Source organism: Pseudomonas sp. Y5-11, from assembly GCF_022368695.1.
In the GTDB taxonomy this organism is placed as follows: domain Bacteria; phylum Pseudomonadota; class Gammaproteobacteria; order Pseudomonadales; family Pseudomonadaceae; genus Aquipseudomonas; species Aquipseudomonas parakoreensis.
The window spans coordinates 5,428,916-5,446,279 of the sequence record NZ_CP058974.1; the positions used below are offsets into that span (position 1 = coordinate 5,428,916).

The window sequence follows — 17,364 nt, forward strand, 5'->3', positions numbered from 1 at the left end:
CACTGTCCTCGGTTAACATGCGCGCCAATTCTTTGTGATCAAGGCTGTGTCGTGTCTTTTGGCTCTCCCCCTTCACGTTCATCCCTGTTGCTGGCGCTGCTGTTCAGCCCGGTGTTGCAGGCGGACGACCTGTTTGTCGACAGCGAAACGCTGCCGCAGGTGCTGACGGCCACACGCCTGAAACAGACACCGGCGGAAGTGCCGGGGAGCATGACCGTACTCGACAGTGAACTGATCAACGCCAGTGGCGCCCGCGACATCAGTGAGTTGCTGCGGCTGGTGCCGGGAATGATGGTCGGCAACATCAGCGGCAATCAGGCGGCGGTCAACTATCACGGGACCAATGCCAGCGAAGCGCGACGCATGCAGGTGCTGATCGATGGCCGCTCGGTGTACCGCGCGGGCCTGGCCACGGTGGACTGGAGTGATATTCCGGTGGCCATGGAAGACATCGAGCGGATCGAGGTTTTCCGTGGGCCGAACACGGTCAGCTACGGCGCCAACGCGCTGATGGCGGTGGTCAACATCATCACCCGCAACCCGGCAGACAGCCACGGCACACGCCTGAAGTACACCCGTGGCCAGCGCGGCATCAACGATTTCTATGCCAGCCAGGGTACGGGGTGGAATGGCGGCGACTTGCGCCTGTCGCTGTCCGGCCAGGAAGACGATGGCTTCGACAGCGACCGCACCGGCGCCGATTACCGCGACAGCCGCCGTTTGAACCGCTTCAGCCTCGCCGTCAGCCAGACTCTGAGTGACAACCAGAGCCTCGACTGGCAGGTCAATGCCAAGGACGGTACCAACCAGCGGCCTTATACCTACCGCCCGGTGTTCTCGGGGATTACCGCTGCCGGGAACAATTCCGACGTGGTCGCCAAGGATTACGCCGGCTCGGTGCGCTGGAATCTCGACATCAATCCCGAACACAGCCTTTATATACAAGGCTCGGCGCAGCACTGGGATCGCCAGCAAGTGTGGCGCGCCTGCGATGCCGAAGTGTCGTTCAGCCCGCAACTGACACAGCTGTGGCAGCTCAACCCGAACTACACCGAACGGCTGGCGCGCAACATCATCCGCTTCACCGGCCCCGGTCCGGAAGCCGGAACGCCACAGGAAATGGCTCTGGCCAATCAAGTGCTGGATCAATGGCGCAACGGTGCCAGCCAGACCTTGTGTGGCGACATCGACCAAAGCGCCCGCGAGTCGCGCTACGATCTGGAATTGCAGGACACCCTCAGCCTGTCCGACAGCCTGCGACTGGTCAGCGGCCTGAATTATCGTTACGACCGGGCCGACTCCGAGACCTACTTCAACGGCACGCTGGACGACACCACCTGGCGCGCGTTCGGCCAACTGGAGTGGCGCGCCAGTGAACACTGGCTGTTGCAGGGCGGCGCCATGTTTGAAAACACCCAACTGATCGGCAGTTCGCTGACGCCCCGTTTCGCCGTCAACTACCTGATCAACCCACGCCATGGCCTGCGCGCGGTGTACTCGGAGGCGATCCGCTCGCCGGACATGTTCGAGAACAACGTCAACTGGAGCTATCAGGTGAGCAACCTGCGGCCGTCCGCCTATGGCCAGTCTTCGGCGCGCTACTTCGTCAAGACCCGTGGCCCGGGCAATCTCGATCAGGAACACATGCGTTCGCGCGAGTTGGGCTACAACGGCTATTTCGCCGAGTGGGGGCTGGCCGTGGACGTGAAGCTGTTCTACGACGAAATCACCGGAATGATCAGCGAGCCGCTGCGTAACAACCAGTACATCGCCAGCAACGCCAACAGCTCACGCTTTCGCGGCACTGAAACCCAGCTCGACTGGCGCCTGAGCATGATCGACCGCCTGCGCTTCACTTATGCCTACGTCGATGCCGAGGCGAGCAATCCGCTGGATCAGCAATTCACCTCACGCAACAGCGGCTCTGCCGGCTGGCTGCGCGATTGGGGCCATGGCTGGAACAGCGCCCTCTTCTATTACGGCGACAACGCGCTTAACGGCTATCGTTTCGAGCGGGTCGACACGCGCATCGCCAAACGCATCCCGCTGGGCAAGGCGCAACTGCAACTGGCCGGCGTGCTGCAGCAGCGGCTCGACAACCAGCCGACCACTTTCGTCGACAACCAGTACGACGAGCGCCGGGTGCTGTATTTCAGCGCCGAGCTGGAGTTCTAGGGTGCGCTACGCCACGGCAAACAAGACGCCCACCCTTGGCCACTGGCTGGCGGGTGCCTGTCTGTTCTTGACCGCGTGGCTGCACGGCGTGGCGGTGCAAGCCGCCGATATCCTGTTGACCGGCGCCGAAGAAAGCCCCGGGGTGCAAGCCTTCGTCCAGGCCCTGAGCGAGCTGCGCCCCACTGACAACGTGCGGTTTCAACCGCTGGCCAGCCTGCCGGCGCCGGGCAAGTTGCCGGGCAATTTGCGGATGATTCTGCTCGATCTGCCCAGTCTCGACTGGCGCCTGCAGGAGTCCCAGGGGCCGCCGACGCTGGTGTTGCGCATCAGTCGTCTGCAAGCGCGCAAACGCCTGGGTGCCGCACAGCCACCGCACTTGAGTCTGCTGTGGAGCGATCCGCCGCTGGGGCGGCAACTGCAGCTGATTCGGCGGATTCTGCCGCAGGTGCAGCGGGTCGGCGTGCTGTTCGACCAGCACAGCGAATTCCTGCTCAAGGAGCTGCATCAGGCCGCAGCGCCGCTGAATCTGCAAATCGTCAGCCAGCGCTGGGACAACACCCAGGACAGTCGCCCGTTGCAAGGCGTGCTGAGAAACAGCGAGGTGCTGCTGGGCCTCGACGACCCCGACCTGTACAACCCGAAAACCGTAAAAAACCTGTTGCTCAGCAGTTACTCCCGGCAAGTGGCACTGATCGGGCCGAACGTTGCGTTCGTGCGTGCCGGCAGCCTCGCCAGCACTTACAGCGATCAGCCCGACTGGCTGGCGATCCTTGACGGGTTGCTGGACCGTCCCCCGGCAACATGGCCGCGCGCGCTCTACTCCGATCGCTTCAAGGTCTCAAGTAATGCGCAGGTCGCTCGTTCCCTGGGTATCGAGCCAATCGATGAAGCGTCTGTCGCCCGCCAGTTGGCTGAAGGAGAAAGCCACCCATGAATCTGCGTCGCCGCTGGGACATCAACACCCGCACGCAATTGATCAGCCTCGGCCCGGCCCTGCTGCTTACGCTGCTGCTGATCAGTTTCTTTACCTTCGTGCGGATTCAGGATTTGCGGCAGGAGCTCAATCACACCGGGCAACTGATCGCCAACCAACTGGCGCCCGCCACCGAGTACGGAGTGATTTCCGGCAACAACGAAGTGCTGGAAAGCCTGCTCAAAGCGACCCTGGCGACACCAAACGTGCGTTTTCTGGAAGTACAGGACAGCGCCAACCGGATCCTGGCCTACGTAGAACAGGCCGCCGACGCGCACAACCGCCCGCATCAGGTCGAAGTGTTCCAGGCCCCGGTGCGCCTGCAACGGATCGCCCTCAACAGCGATTTTTTCCACGACGCCAAAGCCAGCAACAACGTGACCAGCGAGGACTATCTGGGCCGGGTGATCGTCGGTCTGTCCAACGATGCCTTCAGTCAGCGTCAGCAGGAAATTCTGTTCAAGGCCGGGATTCTGGCGTTGTTCGCCCTGCTCTTCACGTTTGTGCTGGCGCGGCGTCTGGCCGGCAGCCTGTCGGCGCCGATCCGCGATATCGGCAACGCGGTCAAGGCGATTCAGCAAGGCGACTACAAGACTCCGCTGCCGATTGTCGATGACACGGAACTGGGCGCCCTGTCGCAGCACATCAACAACCTCGCCCAGGCACTGGAACAGGCCAGCCGCGAACAGCATCAGGCGATGGCGCAACTGATCCAGACCCGCGAGGAAGCGGAAAAGGCCAACAACGCCAAATCCGATTTCCTGGCGATGATGAGCCACGAACTGCGTACGCCCATGAATGGTGTGCTGGGCATGTTGCAGTTGCTGGAAACCACGGACATGACCGAGGAGCAGATCGAGTACGCGGCGCTCGCTTCGGAGTCGACCGAACATCTGCTGAAAGTCATCAACGACATCCTCGACTTCTCGCGGATCGAACGTTCGGAGCTGGAGCTTGAGCACATTCCATTCAACCTGGCCGACCTGATCGGCGCTTGCGCCCAGTCGTTCCAGCACAGCGCGGTGCAGCGCGGCCTGGCCCTGAACCTGCGGATCCCCGAGGACATGCGCGACATGCAGGTGCAAGGTGACCCGACGCGGATCCGGCAGATTCTGGTTAACCTGGTGGGCAATGCCTTGAAGTTCACCGAGCTTGGCCGGGTCAGTATCGAAGCGCAATGGCAGTCGCTGGATCACGAACTGCTGTGGTTCACCTGTTCGGTGCGTGACAGCGGCATCGGCATCTCCTCGGAAAGTCTGGAGTTGATGTTCAACGCCTTCCAGCAGGCTGACAGTTCGATTTCCCGGCGCTATGGCGGCACCGGCCTCGGCCTGCCGATCGCCCGCACCCTGGCCGAACGCATGGGCGGGACGTTGCGCGCGCAAAGTGAAGAAGGCCTGGGCTCGGTGTTCACCCTGGAAATCCCGCTGGCCTTATATAAGCAGACATTGCCGCCGCTGGCGGCACCGCGCGCGGCCAATGGCAACGGGCATGGCGAGGGGCGCCATGTGTTGCTGGTGGAGGACAATCCGGTCAACCAGACCGTGATCGAGGCGATGCTGCGCAGCCTTGGCTTCACCGTCAGCGTCGCCACCGATGGCGCGCAGGCGGTACGCAGCGCTGAGGGCAATGAGTTCGAAGTGATTCTGATGGACTGCCGGCTACCGATCATCGACGGCTATGAGGCGACCCGGCAGATTCGCCAACTGCCTGGACGCGGCGAGGTGCCGATCATCGCCCTGACCGCCAACGCGCTACAGGGCGACCGCGAAACCTGCCTGTCGGCGGGCATGAACGATTACCTGGCGAAGCCGTTCAAACGCAATGACCTACAACAGATTCTGCAGCGCTGGGTGCAGTAGTGACGGTTTTTCGACCATCTGCGACTGGCGTGAAAAGCGAAAGTGCGGCAGTCTTAGGCACCCGAACGAGCCTCAAAAGAGGCTTGAATAAAAATTTCAGTGCACAAGTGTACATTCATGTCCTTGGTGCTGTGACTTTCACCACAACGCAATAGTCTATGAGTAGGCTGCCGGTACGAGGCATGAACGCGTCGATCGGCCGGGAAGATTTGCCCCACCTGCCGCATGGGATTATTGAGGAGCTCGCATGACCAAACAAAACGCCTTTACTCGGGAAGACCTGCTGCGCTGCAGTCGCGGTGAGCTGTTCGGCCCAGGTAACGCGCAACTGCCCGCCCCGAACATGCTGATGGTGGATCGCATCACCCTGATCAGCGAAGAAGGCGGCAAGTACGGCAAAGGTGAATTGGTCGCCGAGCTGGATATCAACCCTGACCTGTGGTTCTTCGCGTGCCACTTCGAAGGCGATCCGGTGATGCCGGGCTGCCTCGGTCTGGACGCCATGTGGCAACTGGTCGGCTTCTTCCTGGGCTGGCAAGGCCTGCCGGGCCGTGGCCGTGCGCTGGGTTCGGGCGAAGTGAAATTCTTCGGCCAGGTCCTGCCGACCGCCAAGAAAGTCACCTACAACATTCATATCAAACGCGTCCTCAAGGGCAAGCTGAACCTGGCCATCGCCGACGGTTCGGTGACTGTCGACGGTCGCGAAATCTACACCGCCGAAGGCCTTCGCGTCGGCGTGTTCACCTCCACTGACAACTTCTAAGGGTTATTCGCATGCGCCGCGTCGTTATCACTGGTCTGGGCATTGTTTCGTGCCTGGGCAATGACAAAGAAACCGTCTCCGCTAACCTGCGTGCAAGCCGCCCTGGCATCCGGTTCAACCCGGAATATGCTGAAATGGGTCTGCGTAGCCAGGTTTCCGGCTCCATCGACCTCAACCTTGAAGAACTGATCGATCGCAAGATCTATCGTTTCGTCGGCCACGCAGCGGCTTACGCCTACCTGGCCATGAAAGACGCCATTGCTGACTCCGGCCTGACCGAAGAGCAAGTGTCCAACCCACGTACCGGCCTGATCGCCGGCTCGGGCGGCGCGTCGACCCTGAACCAGATGGAAGCGCTGGACATCCTGCGCGAGAAAGGCGTTAAACGCGTTGGCCCATACCGTGTAACGCGGACCATGAGCAGCACCGTTTCCGCATGCCTGGCCACGCCGTTCAAGATCAAGGGCCTGAACTACTCCATCGCGTCTGCCTGCGCCACCAGTGCTCACTGCATCGGTACCGCCATGGAACAGATCCAGATGGGCAAGCAGGACATCGTCTTCGCCGGTGGCGGTGAAGAAGAGCACTGGAGCCAGTCGTTCCTGTTCGACGCGATGGGCGCCCTGTCCAGCAAGCGCAACGACACCCCGGAACAAGCTTCCCGCGCCTACGACGCCGACCGTGACGGTTTCGTCATCGCTGGCGGTGGCGGCATGGTCGTGGTTGAAGAGCTGGAACATGCGCTGGCCCGTGGCGCCAAGATCTACGCCGAAATCGTTGGCTACGGCGCAACGTCCGACGGCTACGACATGGTTGCCCCAAGCGGCGAAGGCGCGATCCGCTGCATGCAGATGGCAATGTCCACCGTCGACACCCCGATCGACTACCTGAACACCCACGGCACTTCGACTCCGGTCGGCGACGTCGCGGAAATGAAAGGTGTGCGCGAAGTGTTCGGCGACAAGGCGCCTGCGATCAGCTCGACCAAGAGCCTGTCCGGTCACTCCCTGGGCGCCGCTGGCGTTCACGAAGCGATCTACTGCATGCTGATGATGGAAGGCAACTTCATCGCCGGCTCCGCCAACATCGACGAGCTGGACCCTGAAGTGGCCGATCTGCCGGTGCTGACCAAGACCCGCGAGAACGCCACCATCAACACCGTGATGAGCAACAGCTTCGGCTTCGGTGGCACCAACGCCACCCTCGTGCTGAAGCGCTGGGAAGGCAAGTAATTTCCTTCTGCTGAGCCGCACATAAAAACGCCCCGACTGGTTCGGGGCGTTTTTTTTGGCCTGCAGAAATGACTGAGTAATGCATAAGCCCTGTAGGAGCTGCCGAAGGCTGCGATCTTTTGATCTTGTCTTTTAAAAATCAAAGTCAAAAGATCGCAGCCTGCGGCAGCTCCTACAGAGGACATCAGTACCTTCCAAGATGAAACTTCTGTCATGCAACTTCCCGCCCTGCGACCGAATGTCGCGGATTTAGCGGGCTGCAGCACTGTTGCAAAAACCGCAACAACACCTTGCGCAAATCAAGCGTTTACTTAGCAGGCTAACAAATTCTATAACAGAGGCCTGCACACGCCTTGCTGCAGATAACAGAGATTGGAGCTAGCAGATGACCGTAAAAGTAACTGAACGCGACGATTCACACATGTCCCATGAAGGCGTAGCCGCCGGCGTACGGATCTGGGATGTGCATCAACAAGACTTGCTGGTCGGCATGTTCCACAACGAGATCGATGCCCATAACTACAAGGCCGAACTTGAACTGCAGGAACAGCAGCGGGATCTGAAATCCGCTTAGGCGATATTGAACCTGTGGCGAGGGAGCTTGCTCCCGCTGGACTGCGCAGCAGGCCCTGCTTTAAAACAAGGGCCGCTCCGCGCCCCGGCGGGAGCAAGCTCCCTCGCCACAGTTTGTCGTTATTACAGCTTTATCGGTTTACCACATCAGGTCATCAGGGATCTGATAGGCCGCGTACGGATCGTCCTCGGCATTGACCTCTTCGGTCTGCACGTTGAGCTGCACGATACGCTGCGGGTCGCGCTCCTGGATCTTCAGGGCCGCTTCACGGGGGATCACTTCGTAACCGCCGGCATGGTGCACGATGGCCAGCGAACCGCTGCTGAGTTTGTTGCGCATCAGCGTGTTGACCGAGATGCGCTTGACCTTCTTGTCGTCAACGAAGTTGTAGTAGTCCTCGGTGGTCAGCTTGGGCAGACGCGAGACTTCGATCAACTGCTTGACCTGCGCGGCACGGGCCTTGGCCTCGGCCTTTTCCTGCTGCTGACGGTTCAGCTCCTGGTCGCGTTTGACCTTCTCGGCCATGGCTTCCTGAGCGGCGCGCTGCTGCGAATCATCCAGTTCGGCCTGACCTTTGTGGGCCAGGCGCTGTTGCTTCTGCTTGTCTTTGCTGACCTGCTTGGCCTGCTTTTGGTTGACCAGGCCTGCTTTGAGCAACTGGTCGCGAAGGGAAAGGCTCATTAATGCTTACTCACTTGGGCAACGGCTCAGCCGCAGCTGGGCAGATTCTTTTCCTGGCGTTTGGCTTCACCCCACAGGGCGTCCAACTCTTCGAGGGTGCAATCTTCCATGGGACGACGGGTGTCGCGCAATGCCTGTTCGATAAAACGGAAACGTCGTTCGAACTTGGCGTTGGCGCCACGCAGCGCAGTTTCCGGATCGACCTTCAGATGCCGGGCCAGATTGACCACGGAAAACAGCAGATCGCCGATCTCGTCGGCCACCGCTTGGGGATCATTTTCGGACATGGCCTCGAGCACTTCATCGAGTTCTTCGCGCACCTTGTCCAGTACCGGCAGGGCATCCGACCAGTCGAACCCGACCTGTCCGGCACGTTTTTGCAACTTGGCCGAACGCGACAGCGCCGGCAATGCGGCGGGCACATCATCGAGCAGTGACAGCTGCTCGGGCGCGGCAGATTTCTCGGCACGTTCTTCGGCCTTGATCTCTTCCCAGCGCTGCTTGACCTGTTCTTCGCTCAGGCGCGGCACATCCAGCGGCGCATACAGATCGCCGGTGGGGAAGACGTGTGGGTGACGGCGGATCAGCTTGCGGGTGATGCTGTCGACCACCCCGGCGAATTCGAAGCGCCCTTCTTCCCGGGCCAGCTGGCTGTAATAGACCACCTGAAACAATAGATCGCCCAGCTCGCCCTGCAAATGATCGAAGTCACCGCGCTCGATGGCGTCAGCCACTTCGTAGGCTTCTTCGAGGGTGTGCGGAACGATGGTTGCGTAGGTTTGCTTGATGTCCCACGGGCAACCGTACTGCGGGTCGCGCAGACGGTTCATCAGGTGGAGCAGGTCTTCAAGGCTGTACATACAAAATCTCACTCAACCGTGTAGGAGCTGCCAAAGGCTGCGATCTTTTGATTTTGATTTTCAAGATCAAAGGATCGCAGCCTTCGGCAGCTCCTACAGGGGACCGCGTTATGGGGTACGGTTACGCCGCGTTTCGATGATGTTCGGCAACTGCGAAATCCGCCCCAGCAAACGCCCCAGCGCATCCAGCCCCGGAATCTCGATGGTCAGCGACATCAGCGCGGTGTTGTCTTCCTTGTTCGAGCGGGTGTTGACCGCCAGCACGTTGATCCGCTCGTTGAGCAGCACCTGCGAGACGTCACGCAGCAGACCGGAACGGTCGTAGGCGCGGATGACAATGTCCACCGGATAGGTGAGCACCGGCACCGGACCCCAGCTGACCTGGATGATCCGCTCAGGCTCGCGCCCGGCCAGTTGCAACACCGAGGCGCAGTCCTGACGGTGGATGCTCACGCCGCGGCCCTGGGTGATGTAACCGACAATCGCATCGCCCGGCAGCGGCTGGCAGCAGCCAGCCATTTGCGTCATCAGGTTGCCGACGCCCTGAATCTGAATGTCGCCGCGCTTGCCGGGCTTGTAACCGGTCGCCTTGCGCGGAATCAGCTCCAGCTGTTCGTTGCCGCGTTCCGGCTCGACCAGTTGCTGCGCCAGGTTCACCAGTTGCGCCAGACGCAGGTCGCCGGCACCGAGGGCGGCGAACATGTCTTCGGCGGTTTTCATGTTGGCCTTTTCGGCCAGCTTGTCGAAATCCACCGCCGGCAGACCGAGGCGATTGAGTTCGCGCTCGATCAGGGTTTTACCCGCCGCGACGTTCTGGTCACGGGCCTGCAACTTGAACCAGTGAACGATCTTCGCTCGCGCCCGGGAGGTGGTGACATAGCCCAGGTTCGGGTTCAGCCAGTCGCGGCTTGGCGTACCGTGCTTGCTGGTGATGATCTCGACCTGTTCACCGGTCTGCAGGCTGTAGTTGAGCGGCACGATCCGCCCATTGATCTTCGCGCCACGGCAGTTGTGACCGATCTCGGTGTGCACGCGGTAGGCGAAGTCCAGCGGCGTCGCGCCTTTCGGCAAGTCGATGGCGTGGCCGTCCGGGGTGAAGATGTAGACCCGATCCGGTTCGATATCGACTCGCAGCTGTTCGGCCAGACCACCGATATCACCCAGCTCTTCATGCCACTCGAGGACCTGACGCAGCCAGGAGATTTTCTCTTCGTAGTGATTGGAGCCGGATTTGACGTCGGTGCCCTTGTAGCGCCAGTGCGCGCACACGCCCAGCTCGGCCTCCTCGTGCATGGCGTGGGTACGAATCTGCACCTCAAGCACCTTGCCCTCCGGACCGATCACCGCCGTGTGCAGCGAGCGGTAGCCGTTCTCTTTCGGGTTGGCGATGTAGTCGTCGAACTCTTTCGGGATGTGCCGCCACAGGGTGTGGACGATGCCGAGCGCGGTGTAGCAGTCGCGCATTTCCGGCACCAGCACGCGCACCGCGCGCACGTCGTAGATCTGGCTGAACTCCAGACCCTTGCGCTGCATTTTGCGCCAGATCGAATAGATGTGCTTGGCCCGGCCGCTGATGTCGGCGTCGACGCCGGTGGCCTGCAATTCATCCTTGAGCTGGGTCATCACATCGCTGATGAAGCGCTCACGGTCCAGCCGCCGCTCGTGGAGCAGCTTGGCGATCTGTTTGTATTGATCGGGTTCGAGGTAACGGAAGGACAAGTCCTCCAGTTCCCACTTGATATGGCCGATGCCGAGTCGGTGCGCGAGCGGCGCATAGATGTCGAAGACTTCCCGGGCGACACGGTTACGCTTCTCGTCGTCGGCGGTTTTCACTGCGCGAATGGCGCAGGTACGTTCGGCCAGTTTGATCAGCGCGACGCGAACGTCGTCGACCATCGCCACCAGCATCTTGCGCAGGTTTTCCACCTGGCCCTGGGTGCCCATCACCATCGACTGGCGCGGGCTGAGGCTGGCACTGATCGCCGCCATGCGCTGCACGCCGTCGATCAGCTTGGCCACCACCGGACCGAAACGCTGGCTGACGGCCGCGAGTTCAATCTGGCCTTCACGCACGCCGCGGTACAGCACCGCCGCGACCAGCGAATCCTGGTCGAGCTTGAGGTCGGCGAGGATCTCGGCGATCTCCAGGCCCGTACTGAAACTGCCGCTGCCCTCGGCCCACAGGTTCTTCTTGGCATTGGACTGCTGTTCGGCCTCGCGAGCGAACTCGCAGGCTTCTTTCAAGGCTTCGCGATCCAGTGCCATGTCGACACTGACCGCGTGATCGAGCCAAGCCTCGAGATTGATACTGCCGTCGGTGTTGATCGGCTGGTGTGCTCTCACCTGTACCATGCTGCTTTACCTTCCCTACGACGCAGATTCAATGCGTCAAATCGCTGATCCCTAATGCCCGTTTGCGCTCGCGGGGCTGAAGCGAGCGCTGCGCGGACAGATCAGACGGATTCAGACGAGCCATCCTGGCTCGCTTCAAATAACGCCATGGCCTCGACATGCGCCGTCTGAGGAAACATATCGAGAATCCCGGCACGTTTTAACCGGTAGCCCTGCTTGATCAATTCGACCGTATCGCGCGCCAGAGTTGCAGGGTTGCACGACACATAAACCAACCGCTCGGCACCCAGGGTCGCGAGCTTGCGCACCACCTCGAAAGCACCGTCACGCGGTGGGTCCAAGAGTACCGCAGAAAAGCCGTTTCCGATCCATTCGACATCGGTCAAAGGCTGGGATAAATCGGCTTGAAAAAACTTTGTGTTATGCAAATTGTTGCTAGCGGCATTCGCAGCGGCGCGGTCGACCATGGTCTGCACGCCCTCCACCGCCACCACTTCGCGCACGCTTTTGGCCAATGGCAAGGCGAAGTTGCCCAGGCCGCAGAACAGGTCGAGCACGCGCTCGTCACCGGTCGGCTTCAGCCAGTCCAGTGCCTGCGCCACCATCGCCTCGTTGACCCCGGCGTTGACCTGGATGAAATCCCCCGGCCGCCAGGCCAGATCCAGATCCCATTGTTCCAGGCGATAACCCAGCGACTGCGTGGCATCCACCGGTTGCGGCTCGCCGTCGCCATGCAGCCACAGTTGCGCGTCATGGAACTGGCAGAATTCCTTGAGGATCGTCAGGTCGGTTTCAGACAACGGCGCCATGTGTCGCAACAACACCGCCAGCGAAGAACCACTGAACAACTCGACGTGCCCCAGCGCTTGCGGTTTGCTCAAACGACGGAGCATCTCCGGCAAACGGGTCATGATCGGTTGCAAGGGCTGTACCAGCACCGGGCATTCGTTGATACCGACGATGTCCTGACTGCCGGCGGCGCGAAAACCGACTTCGAGCTGCTTGGCTTTCATGTCCCAACGCACGGCGATCCGCGCGCGGCGGCGATAGCCGAATTCCGCTCCGGTCAGCGGCGCCGCCCATTCGTCAGGCGCGACCCCGGCAACCTTCGACAGCTGCTCGGCGAGCATGCGCTGTTTCAGGGCAAGCTGTTCGGCGTGGGGCAAATGCTGCACGCTGCAGCCACCGCAACGGCCGACGTGCTGACAGGCAGCCGGGCGACGCAGTTCACTGGCCTTGAACACGCGCTCGGTGCGCGCTTCGACCACTTTGCCGTGGGTACCGAGCACCCGCGCCTCGACTTCTTCACCGGCGAGGGCGCCGAGGACGAACCAGGTTTTGCCTTCGAAAAACGCGATGCCGCGACCGTCATTGGCCAGGCGCTCGATGCTCAGGCGCTGCTTTTTGCCAGTCGGGATTTGCGCGGCCTTGCTGCCGCCGGTGGGCTGGAAGCGCAGGCCTCTCTCGTGCCTGGCCATCAGTTGGCCGCGTCGAAAATGCCGGTCGACAGATAACGGTCGCCACGGTCGCAGATGATCGCGACGATCACCGCGTTTTCAACTTCTTTGGACAGGCGCAGCATCGCTGCCACCGCACCGCCCGAGGACACGCCACAGAAGATGCCTTCTTCGCGGGCCAGACGCCGGGTGACGTCCTCGGCTTCGCTTTGCGCCATGTCGACGATGCGGTCAACGCGGTCGGCCTGATAGATCTTCGGCAGGTACTCCTGCGGCCAGCGACGGATGCCGGGAATGGCCGAGCCTTCCATCGGCTGCAGCCCGATGATCTGCACGCTGTCGCTCTGCTCTTTCAAGTAGCGCGAGACGCCCATGATGGTGCCCGTGGTGCCCATCGAACTGACGAAATGGGTGATGGTGCCCTGGGTCTGACGCCAGATTTCCGGGCCAGTGGTGGTGTAGTGCGCTTCAGGATTGTCGCCGTTGGCGAACTGATCGAGCACCTTGCCACGGCCTTCGGCTTCCATCCGCTGGGCAAGATCGCGCGCGCCTTCCATGCCTTCTTCCTGGCTGACCAGAATCAGCTCGGCACCGTATGCGGTCATCGCCGCTTTACGCTCGGCACTGGAGTTGTCCGGCATGATCAGGATCATCTTGTAACCCTTGATCGCGGCAGCCATGGCCAGCGCGATGCCGGTGTTGCCCGAAGTCGCTTCGATCAATGTATCGCCAGCGTGAATCTGCCCGCGCAATTCGGCGCGAGTGATCATCGACAACGCCGGACGGTCCTTGACCGAACCCGCCGGGTTATTCCCTTCAAGCTTGAGCAAAAGGGTGTTGCTGGTAGCACCGGGCAGGCGCTGCAAACGCACCAGCGGCGTGTTGCCGACGCAATCGGCGATGGTTGGGTACTGCAGGGTCATGGCGTATTCGCAATCCAGACGTGCGGGGGCGCCTATCATACCGGCAAACGTTCGCAGGCCATATCACGCAAAGTGCGGTGCTTATGGTTTCTGGGAATAAGCAGATGGCTCAGCCTTCTTCATCCCCTGCGACATTCATGGCATAGAACTCGTGCAATTTGGCTTGCAGCAATTGTTTGTCTGGCAACTGCACCTGATATTCCGCGATCAATGCTGCAGACAAGCTGCGGTTGAGGGCGTACTCGACGACCTCGTCCTCCTTGCTGGCGCACAGCAATACGCCGATGGCCGGATTCTCGTGAGGCTTGCGAACGCCGCGATCCAGCGCTTCAAGGTAGAAATTCAGCTTGCCCAGATATTCAGGCTCAAAACGTCCGACCTTGAGCTCGATGGCGACAAGACAGTTGAGCCCACGATGGAAGAACAGCAGATCAAGGGCGAAATCACGGCCGCCAACTTGTACCGGATACTCCGAACCGACGAAGCAGAAATCGCGCCCCAACTCGATCAGAAATTCCTTCAGTCGCCCCAGCAAACCTCGATGCAGATCGGTTTCGGCGTGCACGCCGGGAAGGTCGAGAAACTCGACCATGTAGGCGTCACGGAAGATTTCGAGTGCGGCGGGATGAGTCTGTTTGAGGACAGCAGAAACCTTTGCGGGCTGGGTGATGCTGCGTTCGAAAAGCGCAGCCTTGAGCTGGCGTTCGAGTTCGCGCTTTGACCACTTTTCCTGAATAGCCATGCGGACGTAGAACTCGCGTTCTTCTGGACGTTTGCTTTGGCTGAAAATGATCAAATTGTGAGACCAAGACAATTGTCGCACCAGTGGTGCGACTTTTTCTTCAGCGTGATAAGTCTCGTAGAACTGGCACATGCGGAACAAGTTCGAACGGGTAAACCCACGCAGCCCTGGCTGCGTTCGAGCCAGATGTTCGGCCAGTTGCCTAACCACCGCATCGCCCCACTCAGCGCGAGCGATCTTGCGGCTGATGTAACCCCCCACCTGCCAGTACAACTCGATCAGTTGAGTATTTACTGCTTGCACGGCTTGCTGCCTGGCGCTCTGAATCAGCGCCAGTACTTCATTGAATCGGTTATCGGAGGCATTGCCGGGGATGTCAGTTGCAGTCATGACCAGTTCCTTGAGGACGAGCGGAGCCCCGAGAGTAAATGGTCAAGGACGGGTTAAAACGTCGATAAAGTCCTTTAGGAAAGGTCGTACAAAAATACGCGACCCCTCCCGCACGGGCTGACAGCGGTGAAGCGAAACTCCCCATCGCGAGCAGGCTCACTCCTACAGATGGCGTTTGCTATTCACACAATCTGCGGACGACCGACATCCACTGTGGGGGCGAGCTTGCTCGCGATAGCATCAGTCGATGCGACATCAACGTCAGCCACCAGGCGCAAATTCAGGCGCAACCCCGCCCCGGTATTCTCCGCCCACACCATCCCGCCCTGACGCTGCACCGCATTCCTGGCAATGCTCAGCCCCAACCCAAACCCGCCATCCCCCGGGCGTGAGCCGTCGAGGCGGGTGAACGGCGAGAAGATCCGTTGCAGATCCCCCTCGGCCACCCCGCCGCCCTGATCCTCCAGCCACAAATGCCAATAATCATCGTCACGCCGTCCATCAAGGCGCACGATGCCGCCCTCGGGCGAATGGCGGATGGCATTGCGCAGAATATTTTCCAGCGCCTGCGCCAAAGTATTGAGGTTGCCGCGCACCCAGCACGACGCCGGCACCGCGCACTGCAATTGCAGGCTCGGCCAGCCGCTTTCATAACAGGCGTTGTCGGTGAGCATTTCCCACAGCGCCTGGATCTGGATCGCTTCGTCCGCCAAGGGCGCGCGTTCGGTGTCGAGCCAGGCCAGTTGCAAAGTGTCTTCGACCAGCCGCTGCATGCCGTCGACTTCACGGCCGATGCGCTCGCGCAGTTGGCGCAGATCCTGTTCGCTTTCACTGGCCACCCGCAGCCGGCTCAGCGGCGTACGCAATTCATGGGACAGGTCGCGCAGCAGCTGCTGTTGCAGGGCGACGGTGGATTGCAGGCGTTCGGACATTGAGTCGAAGGCCCGCGCCAGCTCGCCGAGTTCGTCCGGGCGCTGGGTGATGCCGCTCGACAGACGCACATGCAATTGGTCGGCACGCCAGGCGTTGGCCTGCTCACGCAAGTTATTCAACGGCACTACCAGCAAGCGATACAGGCCAATGCACAGCAATAAGGTGAACAGCCCCGGAATCACGCCGTTGGTGATCACCCGCCAGAGCACCCGGTATTTCCCCGGCAGGAAACGCTCGGGCAACTCAATCACCAGACTGCCGGCGGACGGGTCCTTCGGAAACGGCACGCGCAGCCACGGCCGGCCCTTTTTGTGGATCGGCCAGTCGAGGCCGCGCAAAAAGGTCAGGTGCTGGATTTCCTGTTCATTCAGCGGCTCGCTGCTCAACGATTGCAGATTGCGGTCGATCACCCCGACCCAGGCCGCCTCGCGCAACTCCATACTCTGCAACCAGTTATCGACACCGTCGCGCTCACCGTGCTGCCACGCCCGCTCGGCCTCGCCGGCATAACGGCTGAGGGTGCCGCGCGCCTCGTCGGAGAGGAACTGATTGCGCTCCTCCATGTAACGCCCCCACGACCAGCTCAGCCAGATCATCAGCAGACAGAACGCCACCAGCAGACACGCCAGTTTCCAGAACAGCGAATGCCGCCCCGGCAAGTCAGAGACTTTCATCGGGCGCACTCAGCACATAACCCTTGCCCCATACCGTGCGCACTTCTCGTTCGGTGTAGCCGATGGCCTTGAGTTTGCGGCGGATCTGGCTGATGTGCATGTCGAGGCTGCGGTCGTGGGCCGCATAGCCGCGTTGCAGCACGTGCTGATACAGGAAGGCCTTGCTCAGCACTTCTTCATCGTTGCGATTGAGGGTTTCCAGCAAACGGTATTCGCTGCGGGTCAAACCGGCAGCTTGCGCGTTATAGAAGACCTCGCACTGTTCTTCGTCGAAACGCAGCGCGCCGTGAATCGCCGCCGGTGCAATGGCTGCCGGGCGCCGATCCAGCGCCACCCGGCGCAGGATCGCCTCGATCCGCACATGCAGCTCGGCCATGCTGAACGGCTTGGGCAGGTAATCATCGGCGCCCAGACGAAAGCCGCTGATGCGATCGGCCTCGGCGCCCAGCGCCGACATCAGCAGCACCGGCGTCGAATGGCTCTGGCGCAACTGCGTCAGCACCTTCAGGCCATCGAGCCCCGGCAACAGAATGTCCATCAGCACCACGTCGAACGGCTGATGGCGGGCGATGTTCAGCCCTTCCTGCCCGTTCTGGCACCAGGTCACCGCAAAGCCGCTCCGGCCCAGGTGTTCGTGAACATAGGCACCGAGCACCGGGTCGTCCTCGATGGCAAGAATGCGTGGCAGGTCGGTGGAAACAGGAGTCATGAGTATCTGCAAATAATTCTCAGTTGGCCGATTATTCAAGATTGCCCGCCATCGGGCAACCCAA

At 60.9% G+C, this 17,364-nt stretch carries 14 protein-coding genes; 6 read left to right on the top strand and 8 right to left on the bottom strand.

Going from position 1 to position 17,364, the window contains the following annotated elements:
• The first annotated feature begins 51 nt into the window (after positions 1 to 51).
• The 6 genes from HXW87_RS24320 (at position 52) to HXW87_RS24345 (ending at position 7,579) form a co-directional block, all read left to right on the top strand.
• Positions 52 to 2,175, top strand: a complete 2,124-nt coding sequence (locus HXW87_RS24320) for a TonB-dependent receptor (RefSeq protein ID WP_239777893.1) — start codon at positions 52 to 54, stop codon at positions 2,173 to 2,175.
• Between the two features lies 1 nt (position 2,176).
• The gene (locus HXW87_RS24325) at positions 2,177 to 3,109 is read left to right on the top strand and encodes an ABC transporter substrate-binding protein (protein WP_239777894.1); all 933 of its coding nucleotides are present in this window, start codon (positions 2,177 to 2,179) and stop codon (positions 3,107 to 3,109) included.
• Positions 3,106 to 5,010, top strand: a complete 1,905-nt coding sequence (locus HXW87_RS24330; protein ID WP_239777895.1) for a response regulator — start codon at positions 3,106 to 3,108, stop codon at positions 5,008 to 5,010. Before HXW87_RS24325 ends, HXW87_RS24330 begins: the two co-directional genes overlap by 4 nt.
• Before the next feature lie 247 nt (positions 5,011 to 5,257).
• Positions 5,258 to 5,773 (top strand): 3-hydroxyacyl-[acyl-carrier-protein] dehydratase FabA, encoded by a 516-nt coding sequence (gene fabA, locus HXW87_RS24335; protein WP_003227150.1) that lies wholly within the window; start codon positions 5,258 to 5,260, stop codon positions 5,771 to 5,773.
• Between the two features lie 11 nt (positions 5,774 to 5,784).
• Positions 5,785 to 7,005 (top strand): beta-ketoacyl-ACP synthase I, encoded by a 1,221-nt coding sequence (gene fabB, locus HXW87_RS24340; RefSeq protein ID WP_003227152.1) that lies wholly within the window; start codon positions 5,785 to 5,787, stop codon positions 7,003 to 7,005.
• A gap of 385 nt (positions 7,006 to 7,390) precedes the next feature.
• On the top strand, positions 7,391 to 7,579 hold the full coding sequence (locus HXW87_RS24345) for a hypothetical protein (protein ID WP_003227153.1): 189 nt from the start codon (positions 7,391 to 7,393) through the stop codon (positions 7,577 to 7,579).
• 138 nt (positions 7,580 to 7,717) lie between these two features.
• On the opposite strand, the gene HXW87_RS24350 is transcribed toward HXW87_RS24345, so the two are convergent.
• The 8 genes from HXW87_RS24350 to HXW87_RS24385 form a co-directional block, all read right to left on the bottom strand.
• The gene (locus HXW87_RS24350; RefSeq protein WP_007968960.1) at positions 7,718 to 8,260 is read right to left on the bottom strand and encodes a DUF2058 domain-containing protein; all 543 of its coding nucleotides are present in this window, start codon (positions 8,258 to 8,260) and stop codon (positions 7,718 to 7,720) included.
• Between the two features lie 26 nt (positions 8,261 to 8,286).
• Positions 8,287 to 9,120: a nucleoside triphosphate pyrophosphohydrolase gene (mazG, locus tag HXW87_RS24355; protein WP_239777896.1), complete on the bottom strand. Its 834-nt coding sequence runs from the start codon at positions 9,118 to 9,120 to the stop codon at positions 8,287 to 8,289.
• Between the two features lie 108 nt (positions 9,121 to 9,228).
• On the bottom strand, positions 9,229 to 11,472 hold the full coding sequence (relA, locus tag HXW87_RS24360; RefSeq protein ID WP_041067509.1) for a GTP diphosphokinase: 2,244 nt from the start codon (positions 11,470 to 11,472) through the stop codon (positions 9,229 to 9,231).
• Positions 11,473 to 11,573: 101 nt separating this feature from the next.
• On the bottom strand, positions 11,574 to 12,950 hold the full coding sequence (gene rlmD / locus HXW87_RS24365; RefSeq protein ID WP_239777897.1) for a 23S rRNA (uracil(1939)-C(5))-methyltransferase RlmD: 1,377 nt from the start codon (positions 12,948 to 12,950) through the stop codon (positions 11,574 to 11,576).
• Positions 12,950 to 13,852 (bottom strand): cysteine synthase CysM, encoded by a 903-nt coding sequence (cysM, locus tag HXW87_RS24370; protein ID WP_041067515.1) that lies wholly within the window; start codon positions 13,850 to 13,852, stop codon positions 12,950 to 12,952. The genes rlmD and cysM overlap by 1 nt, the downstream gene beginning before the upstream one ends.
• Before the next feature lie 109 nt (positions 13,853 to 13,961).
• Positions 13,962 to 14,984 carry a PDDEXK nuclease domain-containing protein gene (locus HXW87_RS24375; RefSeq protein WP_239777898.1) on the bottom strand — a complete coding sequence of 341 codons (1,023 nt, stop codon included), beginning with the start codon at positions 14,982 to 14,984 and terminating at the stop codon, positions 13,962 to 13,964.
• Between the two features lie 182 nt (positions 14,985 to 15,166).
• Positions 15,167 to 16,591 (bottom strand): sensor histidine kinase, encoded by a 1,425-nt coding sequence (locus HXW87_RS24380; protein WP_239777899.1) that lies wholly within the window; start codon positions 16,589 to 16,591, stop codon positions 15,167 to 15,169.
• Positions 16,578 to 17,300 carry a response regulator transcription factor gene (locus HXW87_RS24385; protein ID WP_041067521.1) on the bottom strand — a complete coding sequence of 241 codons (723 nt, stop codon included), beginning with the start codon at positions 17,298 to 17,300 and terminating at the stop codon, positions 16,578 to 16,580. The genes HXW87_RS24380 and HXW87_RS24385 overlap by 14 nt, the downstream gene beginning before the upstream one ends.
• Between the last annotated feature and the right edge of the window lie 64 nt (positions 17,301 to 17,364).